This is a genomic window from Actinophytocola sp. (assembly GCF_036002505.1).
Taxonomy (GTDB): domain Bacteria; phylum Actinomycetota; class Actinomycetes; order Mycobacteriales; family Pseudonocardiaceae; genus DASYTH01.
Genome location: NZ_DASYTH010000085.1, coordinates 16,584 through 30,584 on the forward strand (window position 1 = coordinate 16,584; position 14,001 = coordinate 30,584).

10 protein-coding genes, 1 tRNA gene and 2 pseudogenes are annotated in these 14,001 nt (G+C 70.6%); 5 read left to right on the forward strand and 8 right to left on the reverse strand.

Annotated features, from left to right (window positions below; translation table 11 throughout):
• Window positions 1-213 precede the first annotated feature (213 nt).
• Complete coding sequence (locus VGR06_RS06605) at window positions 214-915, forward strand: hypothetical protein (RefSeq protein ID WP_327558067.1); 702 nt, start codon at window positions 214-216, stop codon at window positions 913-915.
• Between the two features lie 457 nt (window positions 916-1,372).
• A complete protein-coding gene (gene radA / locus VGR06_RS06610; protein ID WP_327558068.1) occupies window positions 1,373-2,746 on the forward strand; it encodes a DNA repair protein RadA in 1,374 nt (457 codons plus the stop codon).
• Here the strand turns inward: radA and VGR06_RS06615 are convergent.
• The 4 genes and pseudogenes from VGR06_RS06615 to VGR06_RS06630 all read right to left on the reverse strand — a co-directional run bounded on the left by VGR06_RS06615 (window position 2,743) and on the right by VGR06_RS06630 (window position 8,873).
• Window positions 2,743-3,555, reverse strand: a complete 813-nt coding sequence (locus tag VGR06_RS06615; protein WP_327558069.1) for a hypothetical protein — start codon at window positions 3,553-3,555, stop codon at window positions 2,743-2,745. The two genes, radA and VGR06_RS06615, sit on opposite strands and share 4 nt — an antisense overlap.
• Before the next feature lie 202 nt (window positions 3,556-3,757).
• Window positions 3,758-4,243 (reverse strand): annotated as a pseudogene (locus tag VGR06_RS43815) (RNA polymerase sigma factor); the annotation flags it as partial.
• Between the two features lie 631 nt (window positions 4,244-4,874).
• On the reverse strand, window positions 4,875-7,409 hold the full coding sequence (gene otsB, locus VGR06_RS06625) for a trehalose-phosphatase (RefSeq protein ID WP_327558071.1): 2,535 nt from the start codon (window positions 7,407-7,409) through the stop codon (window positions 4,875-4,877).
• An 18-nt stretch (window positions 7,410-7,427) separates the two neighbouring features.
• On the reverse strand, window positions 7,428-8,873 hold the full coding sequence (locus VGR06_RS06630; RefSeq protein WP_327558072.1) for a trehalose-6-phosphate synthase: 1,446 nt from the start codon (window positions 8,871-8,873) through the stop codon (window positions 7,428-7,430).
• Window positions 8,874-9,039: 166 nt separating this feature from the next.
• Between VGR06_RS06630 and VGR06_RS06635 the strand changes: the two genes are divergently transcribed.
• Window positions 9,040-9,933: a hypothetical protein gene (locus VGR06_RS06635; RefSeq protein ID WP_327558073.1), complete on the forward strand. Its 894-nt coding sequence runs from the start codon at window positions 9,040-9,042 to the stop codon at window positions 9,931-9,933.
• Window positions 9,934-9,966: 33 nt separating this feature from the next.
• Here VGR06_RS06635 and VGR06_RS06640 read toward each other — a convergent pair whose 3' ends face one another.
• Window positions 9,967-10,665: a GntR family transcriptional regulator gene (locus tag VGR06_RS06640; protein ID WP_327558074.1), complete on the reverse strand. Its 699-nt coding sequence runs from the start codon at window positions 10,663-10,665 to the stop codon at window positions 9,967-9,969.
• A 196-nt stretch (window positions 10,666-10,861) separates the two neighbouring features.
• Complete coding sequence (locus VGR06_RS06645; RefSeq protein WP_327558075.1) at window positions 10,862-11,221, reverse strand: hypothetical protein; 360 nt, start codon at window positions 11,219-11,221, stop codon at window positions 10,862-10,864.
• Window positions 11,222-11,600: 379 nt separating this feature from the next.
• Here VGR06_RS06645 and VGR06_RS06650 point away from each other — a divergent pair, with 379 nt between their 5' ends.
• Window positions 11,601-12,557: a threonine ammonia-lyase gene (locus VGR06_RS06650; protein ID WP_327558076.1), complete on the forward strand. Its 957-nt coding sequence runs from the start codon at window positions 11,601-11,603 to the stop codon at window positions 12,555-12,557.
• 19 nt (window positions 12,558-12,576) lie between these two features.
• Window positions 12,577-12,652: transfer RNA gene (locus tag VGR06_RS06655), tRNA-Thr, on the forward strand.
• A 14-nt stretch (window positions 12,653-12,666) separates the two neighbouring features.
• On the opposite strand, the gene VGR06_RS06660 is transcribed toward VGR06_RS06655, so the two are convergent.
• Complete coding sequence (locus VGR06_RS06660; protein WP_327558077.1) at window positions 12,667-12,840, reverse strand: hypothetical protein; 174 nt, start codon at window positions 12,838-12,840, stop codon at window positions 12,667-12,669.
• 37 nt (window positions 12,841-12,877) lie between these two features.
• Window positions 12,878-13,657 (reverse strand): annotated as a pseudogene (locus VGR06_RS06665) (helix-turn-helix transcriptional regulator); the annotation flags it as partial.
• Window positions 13,658-14,001 lie beyond the last annotated feature (344 nt).

Genomic DNA, 14,001 nt, shown 5'->3' on the forward strand with positions numbered 1-14,001 from the left:
GAAACCGACCCGCGGCGGGTAACCGCAGGTCAACCCGGGCGCGAACGGAGCAACGAGGGGTTGACAAACCCCCGGCGCACGTGCATCCGTCTGTCTGGTAAATGTGATTCCGGCCGGCTGTGATCATCTTTGAAGATCCATAGCGGATCCCGGATGGCCGCCACCGGTGACCTTGTGCCAGCCACGGACCGGCTCCCGGCTACCCTTCCGCCCGTGGATGGCCGCAGCGCTGAGGAAGGGAACCCGACCGTGAGCCGTGCCCCGCAGGAGCCGATCCGTCGCCGGCGTCTCGTTCCGGGGCTCGCCGGTCTCGTCGCGGCACTCGTGGTGGCCGGGTGCAGTGCGGGCCAGAACGTGCAGACCGAGGTCGAGCCCGCGGTGAACGGCAACTTCGGCCAGGCCGGGCCGGTCCTGATCCGGGACGCGCAGTTCGCCTACCCGCCGGACGGCACCTTCCCGGCCGGCGGCAGCGCCCCGCTGATCGTCACCATCGTCAACACCGGCTCCGGCGACGACGAGCTGGTGGAGGTGAGCAGCCCGGTGGCCGGGGACGTGGAGATCACCGGCGACCGCAACCTGCCGGCCCGCCGGGCCATCCAGGTCGGCACGCCCGGCCGGACCGCCGCGCCGCCGTCCGCTCCGGCCGTGACCACCACGACCCGGCCGGGCTCCTCGTCCGCGGTGCCCACCTCCGGGTCCAGCAGCGCTCCGGCACCGACCACGACCAGCCTGCGGCCGGACGACATCGGCAAGGCCACGATCGTCCTCAATGGACTCAGCGGCCCGCTCGCGTCGGGCCGGACCTACCCGGTGACGTTCGTGTTCCGCAAGGCCGGCTCGGTCACCGTGGAGCTGCCGATCGCCAATCCCACCACTCCACGGCCGAAGGCGACCGGCGAGCGGTCTGCCGGCTAGACGAGTGGCGATGCCCTGAAGGCCGCCTTCGGGACGTTCGGTGCCAATGCTGGGGACTTGAGGGCGCAGTTGGCGCTCGCCTGACCACGTCCGCACGCCACCGGGTCAGGGGGCCAGGGCCGATTCAAGATCGTTTAAGCAGTGGCTCAGGACGTACTACCCAAGGCCGATGGTGTGCCGGTGGTGCGGGACCTCGGCGATACCTCAGTGTCCACTGTGGAGTGAGTGCGACGAAGGGGGCCTTCGTCACGCTCACCGTGACCAAGGCCCCCTTCATCGCACGACAGCGGAGCCACTGGAATACCTGGCCGACCAGTGCACCGAGGCCCACACTCACATCAAGGGCTCTGACGTTCAACGCCCCGAACGCGGCCTTCGAGGCATCTAGGCCAGGCCTGTCGGCTGATCACGCGCGTCGCCCACGGTTTTGTCGGGGCGCGGCCGTAGCGTGCGGGCCGTGGCGAAGAACGCGCATCCCCGGTACCGCTGCGGCGAGTGCGGGCACACGGAGGCCAAGTGGGTGGGCCGGTGCCCGGAATGCCAGGCGTGGGGCACGCTCGAGGAGGCCGGCGTGCCGCGGGCGGCGCTAGCCAGGATCACCGCGGGCCCGGTCGGCACGCCTGCGCGGCCGATCGCCGAGGTGGACGTGGAGACGGCCCGGGCCCGGCGCACCGGGGTGCCCGAGCTGGACCGGGTGCTCGGCGGCGGCATGGTGCCCGGCGCGGTGGTGCTGCTGGCCGGCGAGCCCGGCGTCGGCAAGTCGACGCTGCTGCTCGAGGTGGCGTTCCGCTGGGCGGCGCGGGACGGCGCGGGCGGGCCGTCGCTGTACGTCACCGGTGAGGAGTCGGCCGGGCAGGTGCGGCTGCGGGCCGAGCGCACCGGCAACGTGCACGAGGCGATGTTCCTGGCCGCGGAGAGCGACCTCGCGGCCGTGCTCGGGCACATCGACGCCGTCCAGCCCGGGCTGCTGGTGATCGACTCGGTGCAGACGCTGGCCTCCGCCGAGGTGGACGGCACGCAGGGCGGCGTCACCCAGGTCCGGGCCGTGACCGCGGCGCTGGTGGCGCTGGCCAAGGAGCGCGGGCTGCCGGTGGTGCTGGTCGGGCACGTCACCAAGGACGGTTCGATCGCCGGGCCGCGGGTGCTCGAGCACCTGGTGGACGTGGTGCTGCAGTTCGAGGGCGACCGGCACTCGGCGCTGCGGATGGTGCGTGGCGTCAAGAACCGGTTCGGGCCGGCGGACGAGGTCGGCTGCTTCGAGCTGGTGGACGACGGCATCGTCGGGGTGCCGGACCCGTCGGGGCTGTTCCTCAACCGGCGCGAGACCGGCGTGCCCGGCACCGCGATCACCGTTGCGGTGGAAGGAAAGCGGCCACTGGTGGGGGAGGTTCAGGCGCTGGTGGCGGGCTCCGTGCTCGGCACCCCGCGGCGCGCGGTGAGCGGGCTGGACTCCGCGCGGGTGGCCATGGTGCTGGCCGTGCTGCAGCGGCGCGGCAAGATCCGGCTCGCCGACGCGGACGTGTTCGCCGCGACGGTCGGCGGCATGCGGATCGTCGAGCCCGCCGCCGACCTCGCCATCGCGCTGGCGATCGCCTCCGCGGCCCAGGAGTTCGTGCTGCCGCCGAACCTCGTGGTGCTCGGCGAGGTGGGGTTGGCCGGCGAGGTCCGGCGGGTGAGCGGGGTGCGCACCCGGCTCGCCGAGGCCGCCCGCCTCGGCTTCACCCGGGCGCTCGTCCCGCCGGACGCCGGCAAGCTCCCGGACGGGATCACTGCCCACGTCGTTCCCGACCTGGGCAGTGCCCTCTCCCTGTGCCTGGATACGGTCTTCTAGGGACGCTGGCCCAGCGCGTGCACGACGGCATGGTTGCTGACCGAGCTCCAGATCGCCTGCCCGGGTGGCACACCGTGGACCGGCGCGGTGGCGACGTCCTGGTACATGATCGGCCGCGCGGTGGCCGGGTCGGGCACCAACTCGGTGCGTGACTGGCCGCCCCGGAGCTGCCAGCTCACGATGACCGCCGGCCGGCCGTCGGCGAACCGGACGGTGATTCCGGGGAGGAGGCCGAGCGTGCGCAGCACCGCCGCCCGCAGGTCCGCCGGCACGGTGGTGGACGGGTCGGCGAGCAGCGTGAAGACGATGTCCGCCGCGCGGGCCGCGGGGGTCAGGTCGGGGCGTTTCGGTGCGCCGGCCGGTGGGGTGGCGTTGACCTCGGCGCGGAGCTTCTCGTACAGCACCGCGGGGTCGCGGGACAGGGCCGCGACGTTGTTGGGCGACGGCGACCAGGCCGAGTCGTCCGGCACCTCGTAGGTGTTGCCCTCGAACTTCCCGCCGTTCACCCGCTGCTCGTCGCGGCCGCCCTTGACGTCTCCAGTGGCTGTCCGCTTGAGCAGCCACGGGGCGTTGCGGTCGCGCGGAACCCAGTACTCGTAGGTCAGGGCCCCGTCTGGGCAGAGGTCGGACGGCGGGGACGTGGTGGCGTTCTTGATGTACAGCACCTCGCCGGGTTTCAGCGTGACGTCGGACGCCTTCGCGGCGAGGTTTCCGGCCGGGTTCAGCGGCCGGGCCGGCTTGGCCGGCAACGGACCGTCCGGCAGGTAGGTCTCCGCCTCCGGTGCCGGCGTGGTCGGTGTGCTCGCCACCAGCCAGGGCGTGGGTGGGCTGCGGCGTCGGGGGCTCGGCGGCAGGGCGACGACCACGGGTTCGGGTGCCACGGCTCCGGCGCCGGCCACCGGTGTTTCGCCGATCATCGTGTGCAGGCGGGCGCGGCCGGCCGCGAACGACCTCGACGGGCTGCAGGCCGGCCCAGGCGACGAGGAGCAGCACGTCGCGCTCCTCGGCACGCAGCCCGGCCAGCGCCTCGGCGAGCCGCTGAGCCTGCGCATCCGCGTCGACCCGGCGGGCGGCCACGGTGTCCGGACCGTCGGTGTCGGTGCGCCGGCGGCCGCCGTCCCGGGCCAGCGCGTGCCAGGCCCGGGCTTCCGCGCGGGCGTGCCGGCGCAGCAGGTTCGTCGCGATGCCGAACAGCCAGGCCCGGGCGCTGCCGAGGTCGGGGCGGTAGCGGTGGCGCTGCTGCCAGGCGGTCAGGAACGTCTCGGCCACCAGGTCGTCGGCGGTGGCCGGGTCGAGGCGCCGGGCCAGGTACCGGTGCAGGTCCTCGGCGTGGTCGTCGTAGAGCCGGGTAAGCGCGGCGCCACCATCCCGACCGGAGAGATCGGGATGGTGGCCGCCGTTCACGCTCGCCATCGTCACACCGGTACTTGCCCGGTTCGCGCCGAACCGTTCCGGCATCAGGTTCGCCGACCGGTCGCGTCGGCACCGGCGCGGCATGTTAGTTGATAAGTTCAATTAGGCGTTCGTCAGATGTATCAACATTGGGTAGGTGGAATGGCCGGTCGGGGAGAGCGCCACTCCACCGCGCTCGAAGGCGACACGCTGGTGCCACGTGAGGTGCAAATCCTTCTCGACCAGGGGCTGGCCGCAAGGCCGTGAGGTACGGCGGGTCGCTGGTGTGTCACCGGGTTGCCGCTTGCCGTCCGGCGTGTCCCAAACAACTTGATCATTTCGCTGATCACGGTGCGATGGCGTGGTACGGCCTGGTCAGGGACGAACGAACCACTCGGTTCCGGTGCTGGGGGACCATGATCGGTGTTTGGGATGTTCACGCTCATATCCGAGCGTGAACATCCCATGCCAGCGATCATGACCGCTTGTCGGCGTGTTGATGATCTGCAGGCCCTGACTGAACGGCCTTGGGCTAGCTGTCGGAGCGAAGCCGCTCAAGGAGTACAACGAAGCGCGCGGGTACGCCGAGTTGCCTCGCCGCGCTGCGGCAAGCCGCACAGCGCGTGAGGTTGGAGGCAGTCCAGGGCCCGGACGGCGTGTGGCGAAGCTCCCGCAAGGCCGTCGCGGTATACCGCCGAAACCAGACACCAGCGCAACGTCATCCCGCGAAAGATCGTCACGCTCCGCCGGAGAGGAGTTGGGCGCAGCGGATGAGGCCGAGGTGGGAGTAGGCCTGGGGGTGGTTGCCGAGGGAGCGTTCGGCGATGGGGTCGTACTCCTCGGGGAGGAGGCCGGTGGGGCCGGCGGCGTCGACGATCTGGGCGAACAGGTCCTCGGCTTCGGCGCGGCGGCCGGTGAGCAGGTAGGCCTCGATCATCCAGGCGGCGCAGAGGTGGAAACCGCCCTCGTTGCCGGGCAGGCCGTCGTCGCGGTGGTAGCGGTAGACGGTGGAGCCGCTGCGGAGCTCCGCCTCGATGGCGGTGACCGTGGACTGGAACCGGTCGTCGGTGGGGTCGATGAGGCCGACCATGCCGATCAGCAGGGTGGCGGCGTCGAGGTCGTCGCCGTCGTAGGCCGTGGTGAACGAGCGGACCTCCTTGTTCCAGCCGCGGCTGAGCACGTCGTCGGCGATGCCCTCGCGGAGGGCCGGCCAGGTGGGGTTCATCGGGCGGCCATGGGTGTCGGCGAGCTTGATGGCCCGGTCGATGGTCAGCCAGCACATGACCTTGGAGTACACGTGGTGCCGGGGGCGGTGGCGCTCCTCCCAGATGCCGTGGTCGGGCTCCTGCCAGCGCCGGGTCACCGCCTCGGCCATGGCGCCGACCATGCGCCAGTCGTCGTCGGTGAGCTTGCCGCGCACCTCCGACAGCGCCGCCACGAGATCCACCACCGGACCGAACACGTCCAGCTGCACCTGCTGGTTGGCCAGGTTGCCGACGCGCACCGGGCGGGAGCCGGCATACCCGGGCAGGGTGTCGACGACGGCCTCGACCGGCAGCGTGGTGCCGGCGATGGTGTACAGCGGGTGCAGGAACTCCGGGCCCGGCAGCGTCGCGAGCACGCCGTGCAGCCAGCCGAGGAACGCCTCGGCCTCGGCGGTGGACCCCAGTGACACCAACGCCCTCGCCGTCATCGAGGCGTCCCGCAGCCAGCAGTACCGGTAGTCCCAGTTGCGGATGCCACCGATCTCCTCGGGCAGTGACGTGGTGGCCGCGGCCATGACCGCGCCGGTCTCGCCGTGGCAGAGCCCGCGCAGGGTCAGCGCGGAGCGCGCCACCAGGTCCCGCTCGACCGCCGGCAGCTCCAGCGTCGCCAGCCACTCCGACCAGAACGCCGCCGCCCGCCCGCGCCGCTCCAGCTCCGGCACCTCGTGCGGGTCGAGATCGTTGGTGCCGCAGCGAAGTTCCAGCACCACCGGCTGCTCGGCGGTCGGCCGGACCACGGCCCGCGCGGAGTCGTGCATGCCGTCCGAGGTGATCTCCCACCGGATGCCGGGCGCGCGCAGCACGACCGGGTCGGAGGTGCCCAGCACCCGCAGGCCGTCGTCGGAGGCGATCAGCCGGACCTGCACCTGGCCGAACTCCGGCCGCGGCGCGAACTCCACGACCGCCGGCGAGCTCCCGGAGATCACCCGCACCAGGTCGGTGCGGTGCCGGGTGGCGTAGTGGTCGAGGTAGTCCGTGACCAGCAGCCCCGACCAGCGGGTCTCCACGGTCATCGTGCCCGGCAGGTAACGCTGGCCCAGCGGCAGCCCGCCGCGCTCCGGTGTGATCGAGAAGTGCCCGGCGGCCGGCCCGCCCAGCAGGTCGGCGAACACCGCGGCGGAGTCCGGTTCCGGGTGGCAGAGCCAGGTGAGCCGGGCGTCCGGGGTGAGCAGGGCGACCGAGCGCTCGTTGGCCATCATGGTCAGCCGCTCGATCGGCGGCGCCTGCCCGCCGTAGAGCCAGTTCCGCCGCTCCTCGAGCAGGAACGCCAGCACCGTGGCCACCGCGGTGGTGTCCGGGATGCGGAACGCGGCCAGCGACTCGCCCTCACCCACCTTGACCCCGAGGTCCGGGCCGGACAGCCGGGCGAACGCCTTCTCGTCGGTCACGTCGTCGCCGAGGAACATCGCCGCGGTGGCGCCGACCTGGTGCCGCAGCACGTCCAGCGCGCGGCCCTTGTCGGTCTGCACCACGGCGAGCTCGATCACCGCCTTGCCCTCGGTCACCTGCACGCCGTCCCACCTGCAGGGTCCACTTCGGACAGACGCGTACACCGCGGCGGCGACGTCCGGGTCGGCCCGCCGGGTGTGCACCGCGATGCTGGCCGGCTTGACCTCCAGGTGCACGCCGGGCGCGTCGCCGGTCAGCCGCTCCAGCTCGTTCTCCAGCCGGACGTGCAGATCGCGCGCCCGGTCGTCCAGCGCGTGCACGAACCCGATGTCGAACTCCGAGCCGTGGCTGCCGACCAGGTGCACCTCGGCGGGCAGCCGGGACAGCGCCGCCAGGTCGCGCAGCGCCCGCCCGGAGATCACCGCGGTGGTGGTCTCGTGCAGGCCGGCGAGCGAGCGCAGCGCCCCGACCGACTCGGCCGAGGGCCGGGCCTGTTCCGGGTCCTCGACGATCGGTGCCAGGGTCCCGTCGTAGTCGCACGCGACCAGCAGCCGGGGGGTGCGGGCGAGTTGCACGATCGCGCGCCGCAGTTCAGGAGTAAGGGCCTCCGCGGTCAACACCGTCTCCCTTGACGATCAGGGCTGGGGTTGCTCTGGACCGAGGGCGTCGAGGAAAGACCGGGCCCACCGGTCGACGTCATGGGTGAGCACCTGACGTCGTAGCGCGCGCATTCTACGGCGCCCCTCCGCGGGATCCACCGACAGGGCGGCTTCCATCGCGTTCTTGACCCCGTCCAGGTCATGCGGGTTCACCAGGAACGCGCTGGTCAGCTCCGCCGCCGCGCCGGCGAACTCGCTCAGCACCAGGGTGCCGCCGAGGTCGTGCCGGCAGGCCACGTACTCCTTGCAGACCAGGTTCATCCCGTCGCGCAGCGGCGTGACCAGCATGACGTCCGCGGCCGAGAAGAACGCGGCCAGCTCGCGGCGGTCCACCGACTGGTGCAGGTAGTGCACGACCGGATGACCCACCCTCGCGAACTCGCCGTTGATCCGGCTCACCATTCGTTCAATATCGCTGCGCATCTTCTGGTAATGCTCAACGCGCTCTCGACTCGGCGTAGCGAGCTGGACTATGACCACGTCAGTGGGGTCGACCCGGCCTTCGGTCAGCAGCTCCTGCAGCGCGTAGAGGCGGATGTCGATGCCCTTGGTGTAGTCCAGCCGGTCCACCCCGAGGATGACCTTCTTGGGGTGCCCGAGGTCCGAGCGGATCTGCTGGCAGCGCTGGATGACGTCGCGGCTGCGGGCCATCGCGTCCAGGTTCGCCGAGTCGATGGAGATCGGGAACGCGCCGACCCGCACCGGGCGGTCGCCGACCTGCACGATGCCGGGCCGGGTGCGCACCCCGACCGTGCCGCGGCTGGGATCCAGGCCGAGCAGGCGTCTGGCCAGCCACAGGTAGTTCTGCGCGCCGCCGGGCCGGTGGAAACCGACCAGGTCGGCGCCGAGCAGGCCGCGGATGATCTCGGCGCGCCAGGGCAGCTGCATGAACAGCTCGGTCGGCGGGAACGGGATGTGCAGGAAGAAGCCGATGTGCAGGTCCGGCCGCTGCTCGCGGAGCATCGCCGGGACGAGTTGCAGCTGGTAGTCCTGGATCCAGACGATGGCGTCCGGCGCGGCGACCTTCGCGGTGGCGTCGGCGAACCGGTGGTTCACCCGGACGTAGGCCTCCCACCACCCCCGGTCGAACACCGGTGGGGCGACCACATCGTGGTACAGCGGCCAGAGCGTGGCGTTCGAGAAACCCTCGTAGTAGTCGCGCATGTCGGCCGCGGTCAGCGACACCGGGTGCAGCCAGATTCCCCCGTCCTCGAACGGATCCACCTCCGCGTCGGCCACCCCGGGCCAGCCGACCCAGGCGCCGCTGTTGTTGCGCAGGAACGGAACCAGCGCGGCGACCAGCCCGCCCGGGCTGTGCTTCCAGCGTTTCGTGCCGTCCGGGAGCTGTTCGAGGTCGACCGGCAGCCGGTTGGCGACAACGACGAAGTCAGCCCCGGCGCTGCCGAAGGGGGTCTCGCTCACGATTTTGTCGTGCCTCCTCCATTGGCCCGCATCCGAGGCTAGTCATACGGCGGAGGAAATGCCGCCCCACACAAGGAGGTTCACGCAGTGTTGACCATCACGGCAAGATGGCACGGGGGTTTCCTCACACGGACGGGAGTTTGCGCAGATGCACAGAATTGCTCGGATGGTCACCCTGCCGGTGGCGGCGCTCGCCGCGGTCGCACTGGCCGTGCCGGCGGCGGCCTCGGCGGACCAGGTGATCCTGCTGCCCGGGGCCAGCGGCGCGGAGGGCATCGCCGCCGGCGTCGGTACCACGTTCTTCGCCGGGGACCTGTTCCGCGGCGACATCTTCCGCGGTGACATCAGACGGGGCACGGCGGAACTGCTCATCGACGCGCCGGACGGCCGGATGGCCGTCGGCATGATCGCCGACACCCGGCACGACCTGCTGTTCGTGGCGGGCGGTCCGGGCAAGGCCTACGTCTACGACACCCGCACCCGGGCCACCGTGGCCAGCTACGACCTCGCCGACCCGGCCACGTCGTTCGTCAACGACGTCACGCTCACCCCGTTCGGCGCCTGGTTCACCGATTCGACGCGGCCGGTGCTGTACTTCGTGCCGCTGGTGCACGGCCGGCCGGGGCCGTTCCGCACCCTGGCGCTGTCCGGTCCGGCGGCGGACACCAGCGGGGCGTTCAACCTCAACGGGATCCGTTCCACGCCGTCCGGGCACACGTTGATCGTCGGGCACTCCACGCTGGGGAAGGTGATCACGGTCGACCCGCGCACCGGTGCCAGCGCGCTGATCGCCGGGGTGGACGTGCCGAACGTGGACGGGCTGGTGCTCGACGGGCGGCGGCTCTGGGTGGTGCAGAACAGCCTGAACAAGATCAGCGAGTGGCGGCTGTCCGGTGACCTGTCCAGCGGGACGCTCACCGAGGAGATCACCAGCACCGAGTACCACGTGCCGACCACGGCCGCGCTGTTCGGGCACCGGCTGGCCGCGGTGAACGCGCACTTCGACACCGGGTTCCCGCCCACCTCGCCGACCTACGAGGTGATCGTCACCCATTCCTGAGCCCGGGTTCGTGCCGGGCTGGGGCTTCGGCCGTCAGCCCGGCGCGTCCAGCCAGGTGCGGACCGCGTCCAGGCTGTCCTGCCAGTTGCGGCCGATCGCCTCGTGGACACCGTCGAGGTCGTGGTGGGCGAGCGCGTCCAGGATGGCGGCGTGCCGGCTCCCGGCGACGTGCTCCCATTCTTGGCCGGCGCGGCGCATGAACTCGATCTCGTAGCGGGACAGGGTGACCCGCAGGCGCGTGATCAGGGCGCGGAGGCTGGCGTTCGGGCAGCCCTCGATCAGCTTTTCGTGGAACGTGGTGTCCATGCGCCAGCGGGTGACCGGGTCCTCGGCGAGGGTGAGCTCGGCGTCGATTTCGCGCAGTTCCCGCAGGTTGACCGACTTGGCGGCGATGCGGACGGCGAGGGACTCGAGCGTGGCCAGAATGGGGAAGAGCTCGGCGGCCTCGGTGGTGCTGAGCTCGCGGACGGTGAACCCCTTGGCGGGCGTGGACTGGAGCACGCCCTCGGCCTCAAGCTGCAAAAGCGCTTCCCGGACGGGGGTTCTGGACACGCCCAGCGTCTTGCTCAACCCCGCTTCGGTGAGCGTCTGCCCAGGTTCGAGCTCGCCGCTCGTCATCAACCGCACGACGCGCCGGTAAACCGCCGCGCGAAGTGGCTCAGGCCGAGCAATGACCTGCTCGTTCGTATCCATAACGCACAACGTATACGATCGACACGCCCGACCGCTCATCGCCGTGTTGGCGTCGGACGTCGCTGTGTTGGCGTCTGGCGTAGGTGTGTTGGCTGGTGACGACGACGGGGACACGAGCTGACGGCGATCCCGCCGCGCATTGGGCCAACTCGGCGACGCCACGAGCCAATACAGCGATGCCAGGGGCCAATATGGCGACGTCAGAGGCCAACACGCCGAAGATCACGAAGTGCGGCTAGAACTTGCGCTCCCGCAAGAAGCCGATCTTGGTAGCCACCGCGCGAGGCAGGTCGACGTCAAGGATCTCGGCCAGGAGCATCGTGCAGACCATCACGTCGGCCAGTTCGCCGGCCAGGCTTTCCTCGGTAAACTGAGCGATCTTGTCCGTGCGGCAGTACTTGATGGCACCCAGCACCTCGGCCTGCAGCTCGCCGACCTCCTCACCGAGTTTCGCCGTTTGCGCCAGCGCGAACAGGTCGCGGTCGCCGGTCATGTCGAGGCCGAAGTTCGCCGCCAGCCGCTTGGCTTGCTGGCTCGCCCAGCTGGCGGCTTCGCGCAGGCTGATGTCGCTGAACTCCTGGTCGACCCGCGTCACTGGATGGTCCTCCGAAACGCCTTGCCGGTTGTCCGCTCGTCCGGGCGCCGCACGGTAGCGCGCCAGCCTTGTGGATCGGTATGTGGACGACACGCCGGAGGGCTGTGCACTACCGCGCCGGCGATTGCCGTGTGCTGTGGATGAAACCTTGGTGTGACGGCGAATCCGCATTTCGACCCCTGTGCACGACGCGCCGTCGGGTGTGGACGCCACGCCGGGGACGGAAATGCCCGGCCGGGTGACGGAGTCTGGCGAGTACGGATGTTGGGCTCGCTCACCAACGTGACGGACCGTGACCGCGTCGGACGTGCTCACGATGCCGTAAGTGGGTTTCGTATACGATGTCAGCATGGATGCACATCGTATACAATCTGCAGAAGTGGATCTGTCGCTGGCGCGGATCGAGCGAGCAGCTGGCGTGATCGACCCGGTGTTCGTGAACAGTCCGCAGTATGTGGACGAGCAGTTGTGTGGGGCGCTGGGCCGGCGGGTCGTGGTGAAGGTGGAGACGGCGAACCCGTTGCGGAGTTTCAAGGGTCGGGGCACCGGGTTCCGGATCGGCGAGCTGACGGACGCCCGGCAGGTGGTGTGCGTGTCGACGGGCAACTTCGGCCAGGGGGTTGCCTATGCGGCTCGGGCGCGGGGGATGGCGGCCGACGTGTTCACCCCGGCCGGGGTCAGTCCGACCAAATTGGACCGAATTCGATCCCTTGGCGCCACGGTGATCGAGGCCGGCGCCGACGTCACCGAGGCCAGGCAGGCGGCCCTCGCCCACGTGGCCGGGGATGCCGGCCGGGTGTACATCGAGGACGGTCTGGATCCGGAGGTGGCCGAGGGCGCCGGCACGATCGGCGTCGAGCTGCTCCGCGCGCACCGCCCCGACACGATCGTGATCCCGGTCGGCGACGGCGCGCTGATCACCGGCGTCGCCCGCTGGGTCAAGGAGCACGCCCCGGAAACCCGCATCGTCGGCGTCTGCGCCACCGGAGCCCCCAGCATGCTGCACAGCTGGCGCGCCGGCCGCCCGCAACCCACCGCCCGCGCCGACACCATCGCCGAGGGCATCAACGTCAACGATCCGATCGCCGCGTCCGTGACCCGCATGCACCGCCTGGTCGACGACATCGTCCTGGTCGACGACGAGGCCATGCTCGCCGCCATGCGCCTGGCCGCCACCACTCTCGGCCTCCTCCTGGAGCCCGCCGGCGCCGCGGGCCTCGCCGCCATCGCCACCCACGGCCTGCCCGGCGACCTCCTCGCCACCATTCTCACCGGCGGCAACCTCCGCGCCGACCACCTCCGCGCCCTGCTCACCCCCACTCCCGCCTACGATTGACCCCGCGGGCACCCGCCCCGCCGGTGTAGCTCAATTGGCAGAGCAGTCGCCTTGTAAGCGACAGGTTCCGGGTTCGAGTCCCGCCACCGGCTCCACGGCCAGGCGACGTTCAGTGGCCGAGGATCTTGTACAGCAGGGCCGTGATCGCGAGCCCCGCGCCGAAGCCGGCCAGCGGTCCGCCGAGGAAGCCGACGACGGCTCCCGTTCCGAGCGCGCCGAGGAGGATGACTCCCCACCGGAGCGGCAGCCGGTCGTCGTCGTTGCCGTCGGTACTGCTAGTCAATGTCTACTCCTCAGTCCGTGCGGGAGATCGTCAGACCGCCCGCCTCCTCGGCGGCGATCCGGCTGAGTTGGAACATCTTTTCCGCGTCGTCGTGGGACCCTTTATGCAGGTAGACCCGGCCCATCCGGTCGAGGATGTCGGCTATGAGCTGGTTGTCGTCCGCGGCCTTGGCCAGTTCCAGCGCCCGCCCGAAGTGGTTGCGCGCGGAGTCGACCAGCCCGATCTCAAACGAAGTCCAACCGGCCAGGTTGTGTAGGTCCGCCATAGCGGCCTGGAGTGACTTCCGCACGTGATCCGGTGCCGACGCCCCCATCATCTGCCCTGCCCAGGAAAGCTGGGCGACCACCGCGTCGCGGCAGAACCCGCCGCCGTACTGGTAGTCGAGTGAACGAAGTGCGCGCGTCGCGGCCACGACCTGGCGGACATCGGTCATCCCGATCCGTTCCGGCACGGGCGTCAGCACCGGGTTGGACACCCATGATCCCGGGCCTGCGTCGTCGAGCACATGCGCGCCGACCGCAACCGCGGCAGCATGCGCCAAGAGTTTCCGACGTTTCACCTTGTCCTCGTCCGTTCTGGCGACGCGGACGGCCCTGACTTCGTCGTATGCGAGGCCCATGTATCCCCTTGGGACACCCAGGCCGTCAGCGATCCGCGCCAGCACGTCATAGGCCATGACCTGCCGGCCCTTCAAGATCTCCGACACTTCGGACTGCGACTGACCCGTCATCGCCGCGATCTGGCGCTGGGACACACCAGTGCGACGCAACAACCGGTAAACGGTGCTGACCTCCCGCGCCGCCAGAGCATGGCGCATCTCAGGCGACTCCCATCGCTGCAGCGGTATCCGCGAGTCAACCAGGCTTGGGGCCGGTGTCGCTCCGAGCGTGGGCGCGCCCGGGGCAGTGTGGAGTGCGCGCCAAGCCGTCCATGGCTCGCCGGGTGGGTCCGGAGGCTGATCCGCGTGCGCCAGGACGATGTGATGCGCGTCTCCGACGGTCGACACGTCGACAGCGATATCGGGTATCGCACAACTGGACTGACCGAGTACGGCAGCGACGACGTTTCCATCGGGGCCACCGAACCATTCGATATGGGTGCGGCTCTTCTGGAGGGGTGTTGGGGTAGTGCGTGACCAGGGAGTTTGTCGACCTGGATGAT